Origin of the sequence: Streptomyces sp. CA-251247 (assembly GCF_050952975.1) — a bacterium.
GTDB lineage: Bacteria > Actinomycetota > Actinomycetes > Streptomycetales > Streptomycetaceae > Streptomyces > Streptomyces achmelvichensis.
This window is the reverse complement of record NZ_CP191861.1, coordinates 2587119-2604836: the sequence shown is the minus strand read 5'-3', so window position 1 is coordinate 2604836 and position 17718 is coordinate 2587119. Positions and strand designations below refer to the sequence as shown.

At 69.2% G+C, this 17718-nt stretch carries 16 protein-coding genes; 12 read left to right on the top strand and 4 right to left on the bottom strand.

All coding sequences use genetic code 11. The annotated features are described in order from the left end of the window. Window positions 1-66: 66 nt before the first annotated feature. Window positions 67-744, bottom strand: a complete 678-nt coding sequence (locus ACQPWZ_RS11410) for a TetR family transcriptional regulator (protein ID WP_433571267.1) — start codon at window positions 742-744, stop codon at window positions 67-69. A gap of 118 nt (window positions 745-862) precedes the next feature. Between ACQPWZ_RS11410 and ACQPWZ_RS11405 the strand changes: the two genes are divergently transcribed. The 3 genes from ACQPWZ_RS11405 (at window position 863) to ACQPWZ_RS11395 (ending at window position 3433) form a co-directional block, all read left to right on the top strand. Then, complete coding sequence (locus ACQPWZ_RS11405; RefSeq protein WP_433571266.1) at window positions 863-2470, top strand: MFS transporter; 1608 nt, start codon at window positions 863-865, stop codon at window positions 2468-2470. A 234-nt stretch (window positions 2471-2704) separates the two neighbouring features. Beyond that, a complete protein-coding gene (locus ACQPWZ_RS11400) occupies window positions 2705-3073 on the top strand; it encodes a peptidase inhibitor family I36 protein (RefSeq protein ID WP_433571265.1) in 369 nt (122 codons plus the stop codon). A 51-nt stretch (window positions 3074-3124) separates the two neighbouring features. Continuing rightward, window positions 3125-3433: a small hydrophobic protein gene (locus tag ACQPWZ_RS11395; protein ID WP_340472939.1), complete on the top strand. Its 309-nt coding sequence runs from the start codon at window positions 3125-3127 to the stop codon at window positions 3431-3433. Here ACQPWZ_RS11395 and ACQPWZ_RS11390 read toward each other — a convergent pair whose 3' ends face one another. Both ACQPWZ_RS11390 and aceE read right to left on the bottom strand, forming a co-directional pair. Further along, complete coding sequence (locus tag ACQPWZ_RS11390) at window positions 3434-4300, bottom strand: potassium channel family protein (protein ID WP_405569426.1); 867 nt, start codon at window positions 4298-4300, stop codon at window positions 3434-3436. Between the two features lie 77 nt (window positions 4301-4377). Next, window positions 4378-7125: a pyruvate dehydrogenase (acetyl-transferring), homodimeric type gene (gene aceE, locus ACQPWZ_RS11385; RefSeq protein ID WP_340472937.1), complete on the bottom strand. Its 2748-nt coding sequence runs from the start codon at window positions 7123-7125 to the stop codon at window positions 4378-4380. A 484-nt stretch (window positions 7126-7609) separates the two neighbouring features. Here aceE and ACQPWZ_RS11380 point away from each other — a divergent pair, with 484 nt between their 5' ends. The 6 genes from ACQPWZ_RS11380 to ACQPWZ_RS11355 all read left to right on the top strand — a co-directional run bounded on the left by ACQPWZ_RS11380 (window position 7610) and on the right by ACQPWZ_RS11355 (window position 12131). Then, window positions 7610-8047 carry a DUF3052 domain-containing protein gene (locus ACQPWZ_RS11380; protein WP_313946516.1) on the top strand — a complete coding sequence of 146 codons (438 nt, stop codon included), beginning with the start codon at window positions 7610-7612 and terminating at the stop codon, window positions 8045-8047. Between the two features lie 155 nt (window positions 8048-8202). Then, window positions 8203-8661 carry a peroxiredoxin gene (locus ACQPWZ_RS11375; RefSeq protein WP_433571264.1) on the top strand — a complete coding sequence of 153 codons (459 nt, stop codon included), beginning with the start codon at window positions 8203-8205 and terminating at the stop codon, window positions 8659-8661. Between the two features lie 153 nt (window positions 8662-8814). Then, window positions 8815-9390 carry a TerD family protein gene (locus ACQPWZ_RS11370; RefSeq protein ID WP_340472935.1) on the top strand — a complete coding sequence of 192 codons (576 nt, stop codon included), beginning with the start codon at window positions 8815-8817 and terminating at the stop codon, window positions 9388-9390. A gap of 88 nt (window positions 9391-9478) precedes the next feature. Beyond that, on the top strand, window positions 9479-10054 hold the full coding sequence (locus tag ACQPWZ_RS11365; RefSeq protein ID WP_340472934.1) for a TerD family protein: 576 nt from the start codon (window positions 9479-9481) through the stop codon (window positions 10052-10054). Window positions 10055-10149: 95 nt separating this feature from the next. Next, window positions 10150-11280 (top strand): DUF475 domain-containing protein, encoded by a 1131-nt coding sequence (locus ACQPWZ_RS11360; RefSeq protein WP_313946520.1) that lies wholly within the window; start codon window positions 10150-10152, stop codon window positions 11278-11280. Between the two features lie 113 nt (window positions 11281-11393). Then, a complete protein-coding gene (locus ACQPWZ_RS11355) occupies window positions 11394-12131 on the top strand; it encodes a TerD family protein (protein WP_313946521.1) in 738 nt (245 codons plus the stop codon). Between the two features lie 101 nt (window positions 12132-12232). On the opposite strand, the gene ACQPWZ_RS11350 is transcribed toward ACQPWZ_RS11355, so the two are convergent. Then, window positions 12233-13009 carry a TerD family protein gene (locus ACQPWZ_RS11350; protein ID WP_405569420.1) on the bottom strand — a complete coding sequence of 259 codons (777 nt, stop codon included), beginning with the start codon at window positions 13007-13009 and terminating at the stop codon, window positions 12233-12235. A 177-nt stretch (window positions 13010-13186) separates the two neighbouring features. On the opposite strand from ACQPWZ_RS11350, the gene ACQPWZ_RS11345 reads away from it, so the two are divergent. From ACQPWZ_RS11345 to ACQPWZ_RS11335, 3 genes are read left to right on the top strand one after another with little or no spacing between them, the layout of a single operon-like run. Continuing rightward, a complete protein-coding gene (locus tag ACQPWZ_RS11345; RefSeq protein ID WP_340472932.1) occupies window positions 13187-14350 on the top strand; it encodes an HpcH/HpaI aldolase/citrate lyase family protein in 1164 nt (387 codons plus the stop codon). Further along, window positions 14351-16879 carry a phosphoribosyltransferase gene (locus tag ACQPWZ_RS11340; RefSeq protein WP_433571263.1) on the top strand — a complete coding sequence of 843 codons (2529 nt, stop codon included), beginning with the start codon at window positions 14351-14353 and terminating at the stop codon, window positions 16877-16879. Next, window positions 16876-17712, top strand: a complete 837-nt coding sequence (locus tag ACQPWZ_RS11335) for an HAD family hydrolase (RefSeq protein ID WP_405569416.1) — start codon at window positions 16876-16878, stop codon at window positions 17710-17712. The genes ACQPWZ_RS11340 and ACQPWZ_RS11335 overlap by 4 nt, the downstream gene beginning before the upstream one ends. Window positions 17713-17718: the final 6 nt, after the last annotated feature.

The following is a 17718-nucleotide window of genomic DNA, read 5'->3' as shown; positions in this document are numbered from 1 at the left end:
GTCACCCCGTGTCGTCGCCGCGGCTCGTCACGCCGCGTTGTGACGCGCACGCGCCGGCCCGCCTCGTCACTCCGGCCGGTCACCCCGTGCCGTCGCCTCAGCGGCCCGCTGCGTCCGCCAGTCGTCCGCCAGCGCCAGCTTCAGATGGTCCAGATAGGTCGCCGTGAGGCTGCGGATCGCCTCCGGGCTCCAGTCCTCGCCCTGGCCCCACAGCCGCCCCGTGACGCGCATCACTCCGCTGAGCGCGGCCACCGCCACCCGGGGGCGCGGGTCGGCGTCGACGTCCAGTCCCTCGCGCTCGGCGATCAGTTGGGCGATCGTCTCCTCCAGGTCCGCCGACCGGCGCAGATGCACCGCCAGTAGCGCGGGAGTCGACTCGATCATGAGATAGCTGCGCATGTGGAGTTCGACCGGGACGATCTCCGCGATCGCCTCGCCGATTCTGTTCCAGCCGTCGAGCACGGCGTTGCGCATCGCCTCGAACGGGCCTTCCTGAGCGGGCCGTTCGCGTACCGCCTCGATGAAGTGGGCCTCGACCACTTCCTGGACGGCGAAGGCGACCTCCTCCTTGCTGGTGAAGTACCGGAAGAAGGTGCGCTGGGAGACGTCGACGGTGTCCGCGATCTCGTCGACGGTCGTCTGTTCGTACCCCTTCGTGGTGAACAGCTCCAGCGCGGCGCGCACCAGCGCGTCACGGGTGAGCTGCTTCTTGCGTGCGCGCAGTCCGGTCGGCTCGGCCGTCACTACCTGGGTCCTCTTTCCGACGCTTTCGACCAGCTCAGCCTACCTGTGAGCAACGTGACAGTTACCGACTTGTGAATTGGTTTGTCAACTGTCAGCGACTGACATTAGCCTCCCACGCATGACTAGTCAGACCACCGTCGAAAAGGCGCCGAAGGATCCGCAGGACCCCATACCGGCCCAGGTCAAGGGGCTCCGCGGCCACCCCTGGCTGACGCTGTTCGCCGTGGCCATCGGCGTGATGATGGTGGCGCTGGACGGCACCATCGTCGCGATCGCCAACCCCGCGATCCAGAAGGACCTCGGCGCCACCTTCGCCGACGTGCAGTGGATCACCAACGGCTATTTCCTCGCCCTCGCCGTGACGCTGATCACCGCGGGCAAGCTCGGTGACCGCTTCGGCCACCGGCAGACGTTCCTCATCGGTGTCGTCGGCTTCGCCGCGGCCTCGGCGGCCATCGGCCTCTCCGACAGCATCACCCTCGTGGTCACCTTCCGCGTGCTCCAGGGCCTGTTCGGCGCGCTCCTGATGCCCGCGGCGCTCGGACTGCTGCGCGCCACCTTCCCCGCCGAGAAGCTGAACATGGCGATCGGCATCTGGGGCATGGTCATCGGCGCGTCCACCGCGGGCGGCCCGATCCTCGGCGGTCTGCTGGTCGAACACGTGAGCTGGCAGTCGGTCTTCTTCATCAACGTCCCGGTCGGCGTCATCGCGCTCGTCCTCGGTGTGCTGATCCTCAAGGACCACCGCGCCGAGAACGCTCCGAAGTCCTTCGACATCCTCGGCATCCTGCTGCTGTCGACCGCGATGTTCTGCCTGGTCTGGGCGCTCATCAAGGCGCCCGCGTGGGGCTGGGGCGACGGCCGGACCTGGGGCTTCATCGCCGCGTCGGTGGTCTGCTTCGCGTTCTTCGCCTTCTGGGAGAACCGGGTCGCCGAGCCGCTGATCCCGCTGAAGCTGTTCCGCTCGGTCCCGCTCGCGGCCGGCACCGTCCTCATGGTGCTCATGGCCATCGCCTTCCTGGGCGGGCTGTTCTTCGTCACCTTCTTCCTCCAGAACGTGCACGGCATGAGCCCGGTCGACAGCGGACTCCACCTGCTGCCCCTCACCGGCATGATGATCGTCGGATCGCCGCTCGCCGGCGCCATGATCACCAAGACGGGCCCGCGCGTCCCGCTCGCGGGCGGCATGGTGCTCACCGCGGTCGCCATGTTCGGTATGTCGACCCTCGACACCGACACCGGCAGCCTGCCGATGTCCATCTGGTTCGCCCTTCTCGGTCTCGGCCTCGCGCCGGTCATGGTCGGTGCGACCGAGGTCATCGTGGGCAACGCCCCGATGGAGCTCTCCGGCGTCGCCGGCGGTCTCCAGCAGGCCGCCATGCAGATCGGCGGCAGCCTCGGTACGGCGGTGCTCGGCGCGGTCATGGCCTCCAAGGTCGACAGCGACCTGCCGGGCAACTGGGCCGACGCGCAGCTTCCGCCGCTCAGCCCGGCCCAGTTGGACCAGGCCGCCGAAGCCGTTCAGGTGGGTGTGCCGCCGGTCGCTCCGGGAACGCCTCCCGAGCTGGCCGAGAAGATCGTCGGGGTCGCCCACGACACCTTCATCTCGGGCATGGGCCTGGCCTGCCTGGTCGCCGCCGGTGTCGCGGCCGTCGCGGTGTTCGTCGCCCTGCTCACCAAGCGCGGTGCGAACGCCGACGCGGGTATGGGCGGCGCCCACATCTGACGCCGTCGCCGCCCTCGACGGGCGTCAACCTCGTGTGACCGACAGCCCCGCCGGACGCCTCCGGCGGGGCTGTCCCCTATCCGGATGATCTCGGCCCGATCCCCTTCCCGGGGCGTCTTCGTGTGCTCCAGGCTCCCGGTCAAGTGATCACTCACCACACGATCACTCACCGCACGGCCACTCACCACACGATCAGTCACCACACGATCAGTCACCACACGGGGGTTCACCGACATGCCTACGACACCACTGCTCGCCGCGGCCGCCCTGGCCGTCACCGCGCTCCTCCCGGGCCACGCCACGGCCGCCGGCCCGCCACGCCTCGCAGGCTGCGGCGCCGGACAGCTCTGCCTGTGGGCCAAGGCCGATTTCAAGGGGGCACGCCAGACGCACGAGCTCGCCGGCCTCGACGTCGACAGCTGTGTGCCGCTGCCGACCGGCACCGCCGCCGAGTCCCTGGCCAACCGCACGGGACGGCCGGTGACGACGTATCAGAGCCAGGAGTGCGCGGAGACGGGCGAGTTCGAGACCTACCCCGGTTCGGGCACCTGGCTGCCCCAGTCCCCGTACCGCGTCAGGGCGTTCAAGGTCTGGGAGCGATGAACCGGGGTACCCGGGCATGCGTAGTCCCGAATCGGCCGAACTCAGGGAGTGATGATGGCGGGCTTCGGACACACATCGCGCAGGCACCCTCGCTCACGCGGCCGGACGTGGTCGCGGAGCGGGCCGGACCGCGCGGCACTGGGAATCATCGGGCTGATCTGTGCGATCACAGGATTCTTCGTGCTGGGGATCGTCCTCGGCCCGATCGCCGTCGTCTGCGGCTGGCTCGCCATGGGCCGCAGCTGGAACGGCACGCAGCACATACCGGCGCTCGTCGCGCTGGTCCTCGGTGCCATTGACACCGTCCTGGCCATCGTCTGGCTGGCGGGAGCCGCGGCTCCCGGCGGCGGGATGTGGTGATCAGCCTCGCACCGCAGGCTTGTCGGGCGGACCGGCCGGGGTGGGCACAGTGCCCACCCCGGCTGCGCCTGTTCCCCCGCCCGTCGGCACGGTCGCGCCTGTCGCCACCGTCGCTGCTGTCGCCGATGATTTCGATGAATCCGATGATTCCGACAGCGCCGTCACCTGTGCGCGCAGCGCCTTCACCTCGGCCGTCAGCGCCTCCAGCAGAGCCGTCTGCCGGCGCTCCTCCGCGTCGTCCCGCTCGAAGCGGGAGATGAACCAGGCCGCGATGTTCGCCGTGACGACACCGAGCAGGGCGATACCGGAGATCATGAGCCCGACGGCGAGCAGCCGGCCGAGCCCCGTCGTCGGCGCGTGGTCCCCGTACCCGACCGTCGTCATGGTCGTGAACGACCACCACACCGCGTCGCCCAGCGTCTTGATGTTCCCGTCGGGCGCGTCCCGTTCGACGTGCAGCACGGCCAGTGAGCCGAACATCATGAGCCCGACCACCGCGCCCGCCACATAGGTCGTGAGCGTGATCTGCGGCGCCATCCGCGCACGCCGCCCCACCAGCAGCAGGGTGGAGACGACGCGGAGCAGGCGCAGCGGCCGCAGCAGCGGCAGCACCACCGCGAGCAGATCGAGCGGATGGCTGCGGACGAAGAGCCAGCGGCTCGGCGCGAGCGTGAGCCGCACCAGATAGTCGACGGCGAACGCGCCCCACACCACCCACTCGACGGCCGTGCAGAGCGTGTGCACCCAGCCGTCGGCGCCGGGCGCCACGATCGGCACCGCGTACGCGACGGCGAACGCCGCGGCGAGCACCAGCAGGGGCGTCTGCATGCGCTCTTCCCACCGGACCTGCGCTGTTCGCTGCTTCATCCGCGCATCGTAGACGGGAGGGGAAAATGTGTGCGGGGCGGCCGGATCAGCCCGGCCGCCCCGTACCCCTGCGACTGCTATGCGTCGCCGCCCGCGGGGCCCGGGTCGGCCGCCGCGACATCCAGCAGCTGGTAGCGGTCCACGGCCTGCTTCAGCACCGAGCGGTCGACCTTGCCCTCACGGGCCAGTTCGGTGAGGACACCCAGCACGATCGACTCGGCGTCGATGTGGAAGAACCGGCGGGCCGCGCCACGGGTGTCGGCGAAGCCGAAGCCGTCGGCGCCCAGCGACTGGTAGGTGCCCGGCACCCAGCGCGAGATCTGGTCGGGGACGGAACGCATCCAGTCCGACACCGCCACGAACGGCCCCTCGGAGCCCTGGAGTTTGCGCGTGACGTACGGGACGCGCTGCTCCTCCTCCGGGTGCAGGAGGTTGTGCCGCTCGACCTCGACGGCCTCGCGGCGCAGCTCGTTCCAGGACGTCGCCGACCAGACGTCCGCCTTGACGTCCCAGTCCTCCGCGAGAATCCGCTGTGCCTCGATCGCCCACGGCACGGCCACACCGGACGCCATGATCTGCGCCGGGATCCGGCCCTGCTCGGCGGACTTGAAGCGGTGGATGCCCTTGAGGATGCCCTCGACGTCGACGTTCTCCGGCTCGGCCGGGTGCTGGATCGGCTCGTTGTAGACGGTGAGGTAGTAGAAGACGTCCTCGCCGTGCGGGTGCTCCTCGTCGGAGCCGTACATCCGCCGCAGACCGTCCCGCACGATGTGCGCGATCTCGAAGCCGAAGGCCGGGTCGTAGGCGACACAGCCCGGGTTCGTCGACGCCAGCAGCTGCGAGTGGCCGTCCGCGTGCTGGAGGCCCTCACCGGTCAGCGTCGTGCGCCCGGCGGTGGCGCCGAGGACGAAGCCGCGTGCCAGCTGGTCGGCCATCTGCCAGAACTGGTCGCCGGTCCGCTGGAAGCCGAACATCGAGTAGAAGACGTACACCGGGATCAGCGGCTCGCCGTGCGTGGCGTAGGCCGAGCCGGCCGCGATCAGCGACGCCGTACAGCCGGCCTCGGAGATGCCGTCGTGCAGCATCTGACCGGTCGGCGACTCCTTGTACGCGAGCAGCAGCTCGCGGTCCACCGCCTCGTACTGCTGACCCAGCGGGTTGTAGATCTTCGCGCTCGGGAAGAAGGAGTCCATACCGAAGGTGCGGTACTCGTCGGGCGCGATCAGCACGAACCGCTTGCCGATCTCCTTGTCCCGCATGAGGTCCTTGAGCAGCCGGACGAACGCCATGGTGGTGGCGATGGACTGCTGGCCGGAGCCCTTCTTCACAGCCGCGTACGTCTTGTCGCCCGGGAGCTCCAGCGGCTTCGACCGCACGACACGGGTCGGCACATAGCCGCCGAGGCCCTGGCGCCGGTCGTGCATGTACTGGATCTCCTCCGAGTCACGGCCCGGGTGGTAGTACGGCGGTGCGCCGTTCTCCAACTGGTCGTCCGTGATCGGGATGTGCAGCCGGTCGCGGAAGCCCTTGAGGTCGTCGACCGTCAGCTTCTTCATCTGGTGGGTCGCGTTGCGGCCCTCGAAGTTCGGTCCGAGCGTCCAGCCCTTGACGGTCTGCGCGAGGACCACGGTCGGCTGGCCCTTGTGCGCCTTGGCCGCCGAGAAGGCCGCATAGACCTTCTTGTGGTCGTGACCGCCACGGCCCAGGTGCAGGATCTGGTCGTCGGTCATGTTCTCGACCATGGCGCGCAGCCGGTGATCGTGACCGAAGAAGTGGTCGCGGATGTACGCGCCGGTCTCGGTCGCGTACGTCTGGAACTGGCCGTCCGGCGTGGTGTTGAGCTGGTTGACCAGCACACCGTCGCGGTCCTGGGCGAGCAGCGGGTCCCAGGAGCGGTCCCACACCAGCTTGATGACGTTCCAGCCGGCGCCGCGGAACTGCGACTCCAGCTCCTGGATGATCTTGCCGTTGCCGCGGACCGGGCCGTCGAGGCGCTGGAGGTTGCAGTTGACCACGAAGGTGAGGTTGTCGAGGCCCTCGCGCGCGGCGATGGACAGCTGGCCGAGTGACTCGGGCTCGTCCATCTCGCCGTCACCGAGGAACGCCCACACGTGCGAGTCGGAGGTGTCGGCGATGCCGCGCGCCTCCATGTAGCGGTTCATCCGGGCCTGGTAGATCGCGCCGAGGGGGCCGAGGCCCATCGACACGGTCGGGAACTCCCAGAAGTCCGGCATCAGCCGCGGGTGGGGGTAGCTGGACAGACCGTTGGGCGCCTTGGACTTCTCCTGGCGGAAGGCGTCGAGCTGCGCCTCGCTCAGCCGGTCGAGCATGAACGCGCGGGCGTAGATGCCGGGGGAGGCATGGCCCTGGAAGAAGATCTGGTCTCCGCCCTTGCCGTCGTCCTTGCCGCGGAAGAAGTGGTTGAAGCCCACGTCGTACAAGGAGGCCGAGGAGGCGAAGGTCGCGATGTGGCCGCCGACCCCGATACCGGGGCGCTGGGCGCGGGAGACCATCACCGCGGCGTTCCAGCGGGTGGCGTTGAGGATCTTGCGCTCGATCTCCTCGTTGCCCGGGAAGAACGGCTCGTCCTTGGTGGCGATCGTGTTGATGTAGTCCGTGCTGCGCATCTCGGGCACGGCCACGCGCTTCTCGCGGGCCCGCTCGATCAGCCGGAGCATGAGGTAGCGGGCGCGCTCCCGGCCCCGCTCGTCGACGGCGGCGTCGAGGGAGTCCAGCCACTCCTGGGTCTCTTCGGGATCGAAGTCCGGGACCTGACTGGGAAGGCCGCCAATGATGATCGGGTTGCGATCTGATCCGGAAGCCACGCTATTCCTTCGCTGTTCGGTGAGTTCTGCCTCTACACAAGATGTCTGCGCGGTGTCGCACCGCCTCCATCGTGGACCGCGGGGCGGCAAACGTCATCTCTACTGAGGGGTAACCCCAGCGCTCGCTGACATCCTGACCGGAGCTCGCCGCCGGACAGGCTCGCAACCCGTCCGGAGCCCCGTTCGGGCCCGGTCAAATCGCAACCTTACGCTCAAGGCGGCAAAGCGTTCCGTTTGGCTGTTCGGTTCCGATTGGCCCAGCGAGTGGACGTATGGTGGCAAACATGGCGGAACGGGTGGGCGTCCGGTGCGGTCCCGGGCCGAGGGTGTCCGGACTTGCGTCGAGACGGGCGCAAACGTCACCGTTTCGGCGGTCTGGACGGCCGGGTACTTGCGCGATCCGCCCCGCCCGTGTGGACTACGGCCAAAGCCACGCGTACGCGCGCGGCTGCAGCACTTACCGAACATGATCAGGAGGCAAGCCGTGAGCGCGACCGCGGACCACGCGGAGGAGCGGACCAACCCGGCCACCAGGCTGGGGTTCGAGCCCGGACAGGTGGTCCAGGAGATCGGCTACGACGACGACGTCGAGATGGAGCTCCGAGAAGCCATTGAGTCCGTGATCGGCCAGGAACTCGTGGACGAGGACTATGACGACGTCGCCGACGTCGTCATCCTCTGGTTCCGCGACGAGGACGGCGATCTGACGGACGCACTGGTGGACGCCATCGGGCTCATCGAGGAGGGCGGTGCCGTGTGGCTCATGACTCCCAAGACCGGCCGTGACGGCTACGTCGAGCCCAGCGACATCAACGAAGCCGCCCAGACCGCGGGTCTCTCCCAGACCAAGAGCATCAGTGCCGGCAAGGACTGGACCGGCAGCAGGCTGGTGACTCCCAAGGCGGCCAAGTCGAAGCGCTGAACCTCCAGCATCAGGCCCCGGCCCCCTCCGACCACGTCGGAGGGGGCCTTCTGCGTACCCGTGCCGTGAGTAGGGTCCCGCCGGGGATGACGGGACAGCCCTTAGGGTGTGTGGACCCGTCACCCGAATGGGCTCAGCGAAGGGATCCACACGACATGGCGATCGAGGTCGGCACCGAGGCCCCGGAATTCGAGCTGAAGGACAACCACGGCCGCACCGTGACGCTCGCCGAATTCCGCGGCGAAAAGAACGTGGTGCTCCTCTTCTATCCGTTCGCCTTCACCGGGGTGTGCACCGGTGAGCTGTGCGCGCTGCGCGACGAACTGCCGTCGTTCGTCAACGACGACACCCAGCTGCTCGCGGTCTCCAACGACTCCATCCACACCCTGCGCGTCTTCGGCGAGCAGGAGGGCCTGGAATACCCCCTGCTGTCGGACTTCTGGCCGCACGGTGAGGTCTCGCGCGCGTACGGCGTCCTCGACGAGGAGAAGGGGTGCGCCGTGCGCGGAACCTTCATCATCGACAAGGAGGGTGTCGTCCGCTGGACCGTCGTCAACGGCCTGCCGGACGCCCGCGACCTGAACGCGTACGTCAAGGCGCTGCAAACCCTCTGACAAGCGCGGCCCCACCCGGCCGCACACCGATACACCCGGCGACCGACCACGCGAAAGTCTGTTTTGCACGGGAACCGGTCACTAGGATCCACTCGTTGATCCGACACCAACGCACGACGGGGGCGCTGCCCCTGATACCCAATGGAGGGACTCGTGGGAGTCAGCCTCAGCAAGGGCGGCAACGTCTCGCTGACCAAGGCCGCACCCAACCTGACGGCGGTCATCGTCGGTCTGGGCTGGGACGCTCGTACCACCACCGGTGGCGACTTCGACCTCGACGCCAGCGCCATCCTGACCAACACCGAGGGCAAGGTCGCCAGTGATTCGAACTTCGTCTTCTTCAACAACCTGAAGAGCCCCGACGGCTCCGTGGAGCACACCGGTGACAACCTCACCGGTGAGGGCGAGGGCGACGACGAGCAGATCAAGGTCAACCTCGCCTCGGTCCCGGCCGACGTCGACAAGATCGTGTTCCCGGTCTCGATCTACGAGGCCGAGAGCCGTCAGCAGTCCTTCGGCCAGGTGCGCAACGCGTTCATCCGCGTGGTCAACCAGGCGGACAACACCGAGCTCGCCCGGTACGACCTGAGCGAGGACGCGTCGACGGAGACCGCGATGGTCTTCGGCGAGCTGTACCGCAACGGCGCGGAGTGGAAGTTCCGTGCCATCGGCCAGGGGTACGCCTCGGGCCTGCGCGGCATCGCGCAGGACTTCGGCGTCAACGTCTGAGCAGGCCGCACTCCGTCCGGCGCCGCACTGCGAAGTGCGGCGCCGGACGCGCCTTGCACCACATCGTCAGCTGGGGAGGACCAGGATCATGGGCGTCACGCTCGCCAAGGGAGGCAATGTCTCCCTCTCCAAGGCCGCACCGAATCTCACGCAGGTGCTGGTGGGGCTCGGTTGGGACGCGCGCTCCACCACAGGAGCCGACTTCGACCTCGATGCGAGCGCGCTGCTCTGCAACGGCGGACGCGTTCTGGGCGACGAGTACTTCATCTTCTACAACAACCTCACGAGCCCCGACGGCTCCGTCGAGCACACCGGTGACAACCTCACGGGTGAGGGCGAGGGCGACGACGAATCGCTGCTGGTGAACCTTCCCCAGGTGCCGGCCAACGTCGACAAGATCATCTTCCCGGTCTCGATCCATGAGGCCGAAAATCGCGGCCAGACGTTCGGGCAGGTCAGCAACGCCTTCATCCGGGTGGTCAATCAGGCCGACGGCCAGGAGCTGGCGCGTTACGACCTCAGCGAGGACGCCTCCACCGAAACAGCGATGATCTTCGGCGAGCTGTACCGGTACGGCGGCGAGTGGAAGTTCAGGGCCGTAGGGCAGGGGTACGCGTCGGGTCTGCGGGGCATCGCTCTAGACTTCGGGGTCAACGTTTCGTAAAGCTGCGCACGGAGCAGGTAAAGCCTGTCCTTGGTGCGTGGGAGACCTCCCCCAAGGTTCGCCCGGGGGAACCCCCATTACACGATTGGGTACCAGTGGTTCTGAAAACCTTCGGCTGGTCGTTCGCGGTGACCGCGCTCGGCCTGGTCGCGGCGGTGCTCTACGGCGGGTGGACGGCCTTCGGTGTCGTAGCGATCCTGTCCGTCCTCGAGATCTCGCTGTCGTTCGACAATGCGGTGGTCAACGCCGGAATCCTGAAGAAGATGAGTGCCTTCTGGCAGAAGATCTTCCTCACCATCGGCATTCTCATCGCCGTCTTCGGCATGCGGCTCGTCTTCCCCGTCGTCATTGTCGCCGTCAGCGCCCAGCTCGGCCCCATCGAGGCGGTCGACCTCGCACTCAATGACAAGGACCAGTACCAGCAGCTGGTGACCGACGCACATCCGTCGATCGCCGCGTTCGGTGGCATGTTCCTGCTCATGATCTTCCTCGACTTCATTTTCGAGGACCGTGACATCAAGTGGCTCGGCTGGCTCGAGCGCCCGCTGGCCAAGCTCGGCAAGATCGACATGCTGTCGGTCTGCATCGCCCTGATCGTCCTGGCGATCAGCGCGGTGACCGTCGCGACCCACGCCCACCAGCACGGCGGCACCCACGTCGACAAGTCCTCGACGGTGCTGCTCGCCGGCGTCGCCGGTCTCATCACCTACCTCATCGTCGGCGGACTCTCCGGCTTCTTCGAGGACAGGCTCGAAGAGGAGGAGGAGCGCGAACACGAGGAAGAGGAAAAGGCCAAGGCGAGCGGCAAGAAGCCGTCCGCCGTGGTTCTCGCGGGCAAGGCCGCGTTCTTCATGTTCCTCTACCTCGAGGTCCTGGACGCGTCGTTCTCCTTCGACGGCGTCATCGGCGCCTTCGCCATCACCAACGACATCGTGCTCATGGCACTGGGCCTCGGCATCGGCGCCATGTACGTCCGGTCGCTGACCGTCTACCTGGTCCGCCAGGGCACGCTCGACGACTACGTCTACCTGGAGCACGGCGCGCACTACGCGATCGGCGCGCTCGCCGCGATCCTGCTCATCACCATCCAGTACGAGATCAACGAGATCATCACCGGTCTCATCGGCGTCGTCCTGATCGGCGCGTCCTTCTGGTCCTCGGTGCGCCGCAACAAGGCGCTCGCTGCCCAGGAGGAAAAGGGCGAGCCGGTCGACGCCGGGGTGTGACCCGGCGGAGATTGAGGAACGCTCTCCACGGGGCGGCTTCGAGGCACCGGCCTCGGCGCCGCCCCGTTGCGTGTCACGCAGCGGGGTACATCGATACGACTGGGGTGGGACGTATGGCCTTCTGGGACGGTCTGTGGCGGGGGAGGGCAGCGCAGTTCGACTCGGGCAGCGCCGCGTCCAACTCGATCGAACTCACCAAGCGGCACCCGTCGGTGTCACTCACCAAGCAGGGCGCCGCGACCGGCAATCTGCGCGTCAACCTGTCCTGGCGGATGCGCACGTCCGACATCGAGGGCCGGTCCCGGCAGAGCGGGCGCCTGCTGCGCCACCCCTTCAAGCTCTTCCAGCCCGACGTGGTCCAGGCCCACACCCAGGGCGTGGTCAATGTGGACCTCGATCTCGGCTGCCTCTACGAGCTGGTGGACGGCAGCAAGGGCGTGGTGCAGCCGCTGGGCAGCTTCTTCGGCGCCATCAACGAGGCGCCCTATGTGAAGCTCAGCGGCGACGACCGGTTCGGCTCCCCCTCGGGCGAGACCGTCTATGTGAACCTCGACCACCGTGAGTCCATCAAGCGGCTGCTGTTCTTCGTCTACATCTACGACCAGACGCCCGCCTTCGACCGCACGCACGCCCATGTGACGCTCTACCCGAGCAACGGGCCGCGGGTCGAGATAGAGCTCGACGAGCGGGCGCCGCAGGCCCGCTCCTGCGCGGTGTTCTCCATGGAGAACATCAAGGGCGAGCTGATCGTGCGCCGTGAGGTGAAGTTCGTCTACGGCTTCCAGGCGGAGCTCGACCGGCTGTACGGCTGGGGACTCCAGTGGGGGCGCGGCTACAAGACGCGGGTGTAGGCCCCGTCCGCACAGGGCCCTGTCCGCACCGGCCCCGTCCGCACAGGGCCCGCCGAGCGCCGCCGGTCTCGCGTTTCCGGGACGGTTCCGGGGCGCCCGCGTCAGGGACGGACGAACTGCGGCCCCATCGGAGGCAGCCGGAAGTTCGGATCCGGCGCGAAAGCGGCAGCGGGAGCCGGCTGCGGATAGCCGTACGCAGGCTGCGCCGGGCCCGACGACGGCTGCGGATAGCCGTAGACGGGCTGGGCGCCGGGGGGCTGCGGGAAGCCGTACGCGGGCGGGTGCGCCGGTGGTGCGGGATGGGCCGACGGGTCCGCGGCCGCCTCGGCCTCGTCCACCGAGATACCGAAATCGGTGGCCAGTCCGACGAGCCCGGTCGGGTAGCCCTGACCCACCGCGCGGAACTTCCACCGCTCCCCGCGCCGGTACAGCTCGCCGCAGATGATCGCGGTCTCCTCGCCGGTCTCCGGCTTCACATCGAAGACGGCGAGCGGCTCACCCTCGGCCAGGGAGGCGTCGTAGAGCAGTATCCGCAGATCGCGTACATGCTGGAAGGAGTCGCCGTCGGAGGAGGCGGCGAGCACCACCTGGTCGACCGACGCGTCGAGCGAGGAGAGATCCGCCTCGACCGTGTCCGTCAAATGCTCGGCGACGCGCTTCTTCGGCAGCCGCCGCACCAGTCCCGAGGGATGGCGCGGCTGGTTGTAGAAGACGAAGTCCTCGTCGGAGCGCACACGGGCGTCCGGGCCGAGCAGCAGGGCCGAGGCGTCCACGTCGGGGACGCCGGCGCCCGGCGTCCAGCGGAGCACGGCCCGTACGGCCGTGGCGTCGAGAGGGACGTTCGAGCCCTTCAGCATCGCGTGCGTCATGCCCGTCATCCTGCCCTCCCGTGGGCATCCCGGACAACGCGGGGCCCCTTGTCCTCCGGCGAGGACATGGGCATGGTGCAAGCGGGTTACCTGGAGTTCATGGTCTTGGGGAACTCTTGACACACATTCATACGTACTATTACCGGCCACGCCAGTTCGGCCGCCAGAGCAGTACGGGGGAAATAAATGCGTCATTTCGGGCACCTTCCGCCTGGCGTCCGCGACAGTCTGTTCCATCAGGAGCCGTGCGAATTCACCACCGCCGCTCCCGCTCGTACGCTCGCGGCCGCGCTGGGGGCGACGCTCTACAGCCCGGCCACCCGTCCGAACCTCGCCGACGACGTGATCAAGCTGGCGGGCAACGGAGTGGTCTCCATGGTCCTCTGCCTGGAGGATTCCATCGACGACGCCGATGTGCCGGCGGCGGAGGAGAACCTCGTCCGGCAGTTCGCCGCCCTCGACGAGCGCGGCGCCGAGCTCCCGCTCCTCTTCATCCGGGTCCGGGAACCCGGTCAGATCCCCGATCTGGCACAGCGCCTCGGCTCCTCCGTCCGGCATCTGTCCGGATTCGTACTTCCCAAGTTCACGGATGAACGGGGAGTGCCGTTCCTGGAGGCGCTCACCGACGCCGAGACGGCCACCGGACAGCGGCTCTTCGCGATGCCCGTCCTGGAATCCCCGGAACTTCTCCACCTGGAGACCCGCACCGAGACGCTGGCCGGGATCGCCCGCACCGTCGACAAGTACCGCGAGCGCGTCCTCGCGCTGCGGCTCGGCGTCACCGACTTCTGCTCGGCCTACGGGCTGCGCCGCGCACCCGCCATGACCGCCTACGACGTGCAGATCGTCGCCGCCGTCATCGCCGACGTGGTGAACGTCCTCGGAAGGGCCGACGGCACCGGTTTCACCGTGACCGGCCCGGTGTGGGAGTACTTCAGGCTCCAGGAGCGCATGTTCAAGCCCCAGCTGCGCCGCAGCCCCTTCATGGAAGGCCGGGCGGAAGAGCTGCGCACCGCGCTGATCGAGCACGACCTGGACGGACTGCTGCGCGAGATCGAGCTGGACCGGGCCAACGGCCTCCAGGGCAAGACCTGCATCCACCCCTCGCACGTCCTGCCCGTACACGCTCTGTCGGTTGTCAGTCACGAGGAGTTCAGCGACGCGCGGGACATCCTTCGCCCGGAGCGGGAAGGGGGCGGAGTGATGCGCTCCGCGTATACGAACAAGATGAACGAAGTGAAGCCGCACCGGGCCTGGGCCGAGCGCACGCTGCTGCGCGCCGAGGTCTTCGGGGTCGCCCGGGAAGAGGTCGGCTTCGTGGAACTGCTCGCGGCCGGGCTCGCCGGCTGAATGACGAGGAAAGAGAACGTCGACGTGGTCTGGTCGGGAACGTGGGTCGCGGAGCGGCTGGGCGTCGGGCTCCGAGGAGACGAGCAGCTGCCCGCCCTGCTGGGACTGGCCCTGCGCCGCAATCCCAAGCGGGCACATCTGCTCGTGTCGAACGTGCTGGGCAAGCACGTGCCGCAGGCGCCCTCCGTCGTGTACGACGCGGGGCACGGCCTCGGTGAGCGGGTGCGCAAGCTCCTCGGCGACGAGGAGGCGGCCCGGGCGGTCGTCCTCGGCTACGCGGAGACGGCGACCGGACTCGGTCACTCGGTGGCGGACGGGGTCGCTCTCGCGCCGTATCTGCACTCCACGCGGCGTCCGGTCGACGGTGTGGAGCGCGCCGGAGGCTTCGAGGAGTCCCACTCCCACGCCACCTCGCACCTGCTGCTGCCGGAGGATCCGGACCTGCTGGCGGGCGAGGGCCCGCTGATCCTGGTGGACGACGAGTTCTCCACGGGTAACACCGTCCTCAACACCATCCGTGACCTGCACGAACGCTATCCGCGCGACCGCTATGTGATCGTGGCGCTGGTCGACATGCGCGCGGAGCAGGACAGGGCCCGGCTGGAGTCCTTCGCGACGGAGATCGGGGCGCGCGTCGACCTCGTGTCGCTGGCCTCGGGGACGGTGAGCCTGCCGGAGGGCGTGCTGGAGAAGGGGCAGGCACTGGTCGCGCAGTACGAGCCCCCTACCGGTGAGGCGCCACAGACTCCCGAAGGGCCGGCCGGCCGGGTGCGGCGCGTCGAGCTGGAGTGGCCGGCGGGCGTGCCCGACGGCGGACGGCACGGCTTCACCCCCGAGCACCGCGACCGGCTGGACGCCGAGGCGCCGGCGATGGCGCACCGCATCGCGCAGGCCCTGGACCTCCCGTCGGCGACCGCGGCAGAGGACGGCGCCGCCGCGCGCCCGCGCCCCCGCATTCTCGTTCTCGGGTTCGAGGAGCTCATGTACGCGCCCCTGCGTCTCGGCACCGCCCTGGAGCGGATCGCCGACGCCGACGTGCGCTACTCCACCACCACCCGCTCGCCCGTTCTCGCCGTCGACGACCCCGGCTACGCGATCCGCACCCGGCTCGTGTTCCCCGCCCACGACGACCCGGCCGACGGCCCCGGGGAGCGGTACGCCTACAACGTCGCCGGCGGCGGCTTCGACGCGGTCGTCGCGGTCGTGGACTCCGTGGCCGACACCACCCGACTGCACGCCCCCGACGGCCTGCTCGCGCAGCTGGCCGCCCACACGCCGCACGTCGTGCTGGCCGTCGTTCCCTCGTACATCCCGCACATCCCGAACACCCCGCACACCCCCGGAAGGGCGTCCATGCTGCCCGAGCCCCTGCGCGGACCCGCGTTCTCCTCCTACGCCGCCGACGAGGTCGGCTGGCTGCTCCAGGACCTCTCGGACGCCGAACTGGAGGCTCCGACCGAGGAGCGCGAGGAGGCCATCCAGAGCGGGGGCGCGCACTACGCCGAGTCGCTGCCGGTGGAGTACCAGCCGAGCGCCGAGTACCAGCAGCTCTTCAAGGCCGCGCTGGACACCTCCGCGGCCCGCATCGCCCGCGCCGTCGGCACCGTCACCGAAACCGTCCTCGCCGAGGTCCCGCTGCGCCGTGGCCGGCGCGGGACGGACCCCCACCCGCGGCCGGTCCTGGTCTCGCTGGCCCGCGCCGGCACCCCCGTCGGGGTGCTGATGCGCCGCTGGGCCCAGCACCGGCACGGCATCGACCTGCCGCACTACGCCGTGTCCATCGTGCGGGGCCGCGGTATCGACGCCAACGCCCTGCGCTGGCTCCAGCAGCACCACGACCCCGCCGACGTCGTGTTCGTCGACGGCTGGACCGGCAAGGGCGCGATCACCCGCGAACTGGCCGCCGCGGTCGCCGAGTTCGAGGGCTTCGACCCAGAGATCGCCGTGCTGGCCGACCCGGGCGGCTGCGTGCGCACCTACGGCACCCGCGAGGACTTCCTCATACCCTCCGCATGCCTCAACTCCACGGTCTCCGGCCTGATATCGCGCACCGTCCTGCGCTCCGACCTGGTCGGCCCGGACGACTTCCACGGCGCGAAGTTCTACCGCGAACTCGCGGACGCCGACGTCTCGAACCACTTCCTCGACACCGTGGCCGCCCACTTCGACGAGGTCGCCGTCGCGGTCGACGCCGAGGCCAAGGAGCTGCTGGCCGCCGACCGCGCCCCGACCTGGGAGGGCTGGGCCGCCGTCGAGCGCATCAGCGAGGAGTACGGCATCCACGATGTGAACCTGGTCAAGCCCGGCGTGGGCGAGACGACCCGGGTACTGCTGCGGCGCGTCCCCTGGAAGATCCTCGCCAAGCGCGGCGCGGGCGCCGACCTGGACCACGTACGGCTGCTGGCCCAGCACCGCGGCGTACCGGTCGAGGAGGTCGACGAACTGCCGTACACCTGCGTCGGGTTGATCCACCCCCAGTACACGCGCGGCGCGACCGGCGCCGACGGCAAGGCGGTGACGACGCCGTGAGCACCGCGCCCACCCTCGTCGCCAGCGACCTCGACCGCACCCTCATCTACTCCAGCGCGGCACTCCAGCTCACGATGCCCGACGCGGACGCCCCCCGGCTGCTCTGTGTGGAGGTGTACGGCGGCAAACCCCTGTCGTACATCACCGAGACGGCCGCCGGGCTGCTGCCCCAACTCGCCGCGGCAGGCGTCTTCGTGCCGACCACGACCCGCACCCGCGAGCAGTACGGCCGGATCCATCTCCCCGGCCCCACGCCCGAGTTCGCCATCTGCGCCAACGGCGGACACATCCTCGTCGACGGCGTCTCCGACCCCGACTGGCAGCGGCAGGTGGCCGCCCGCCTCGGCGACGAGTGCGCCTCGCTGGACGAGGTCCGCGCCCACCTCGTCGCCGCCGCCGACCCGGCCTGGCTCCTCAAGGAACGCATCGCCGAGGACCTCTTCGCGTATCTCGTCGTCGAGCGCGCCCTGCTGCCCGACGGCTGGGTCAAGGAGCTCGCCGAATGGGCAGCGCCCCACGGCTGGGCCGTCTCCCTCCAGGGCCGCAAGATCTACGCCGTACCGCAGCCGCTCACCAAGAGCGCGGCGGTCCGTGAGGTCGCCCGGCGCACCGGCGCCGAGCAGATCCTCGCCGCCGGGGACTCCCTCCTCGACGCGGACCTGCTGCACGCCGCGGACCGCGGCTGGCGGCCCGGCCACGGCGAACTCGCCGACAGCGGCTGGCGCGCGGCGAACGTCGAAGTGCTGGAGGAGACGGGCATCGCGGCGGGCGAGGAGATCCTGCGGCGGCTGCTCGGCGGGATCGGCCCGGTGGCGTCGCTGCCGGCGGCCTGACCGGGG

Excerpts from the sequence above, each read along its gene's own strand:
- ACQPWZ_RS11400 (WP_433571265.1), top strand. The coding sequence starts at position 2,705 with ATGCCTACGACACCACTGCTCGCCGCGGCCGCCCTGGCCGTCACCGCG.
- ACQPWZ_RS11375 (WP_433571264.1), top strand. The coding sequence starts at position 8,203 with ATGGCGATCGAGGTCGGCACCGAGGCCCCGGAATTCGAGCTGAAGGAC.
- ACQPWZ_RS11390 (WP_405569426.1), bottom strand. The coding sequence starts at position 4,300 with ATGAAGCAGCGAACAGCGCAGGTCCGGTGGGAAGAGCGCATGCAGACG.
- ACQPWZ_RS11395 (WP_340472939.1), top strand. The coding sequence starts at position 3,125 with ATGATGGCGGGCTTCGGACACACATCGCGCAGGCACCCTCGCTCACGC.
- ACQPWZ_RS11350 (WP_405569420.1), bottom strand. The coding sequence starts at position 13,009 with ATGACGGGCATGACGCACGCGATGCTGAAGGGCTCGAACGTCCCTCTC.
- ACQPWZ_RS11355 (WP_313946521.1), top strand. The coding sequence starts at position 11,394 with ATGGCCTTCTGGGACGGTCTGTGGCGGGGGAGGGCAGCGCAGTTCGAC.
- ACQPWZ_RS11365 (WP_340472934.1), top strand. The coding sequence starts at position 9,479 with ATGGGCGTCACGCTCGCCAAGGGAGGCAATGTCTCCCTCTCCAAGGCC.
- ACQPWZ_RS11340 (WP_433571263.1), top strand. The coding sequence starts at position 14,351 with ATGACGAGGAAAGAGAACGTCGACGTGGTCTGGTCGGGAACGTGGGTC.
- ACQPWZ_RS11345 (WP_340472932.1), top strand. The coding sequence starts at position 13,187 with ATGCGTCATTTCGGGCACCTTCCGCCTGGCGTCCGCGACAGTCTGTTC.
- ACQPWZ_RS11405 (WP_433571266.1), top strand. The coding sequence starts at position 863 with ATGACTAGTCAGACCACCGTCGAAAAGGCGCCGAAGGATCCGCAGGAC.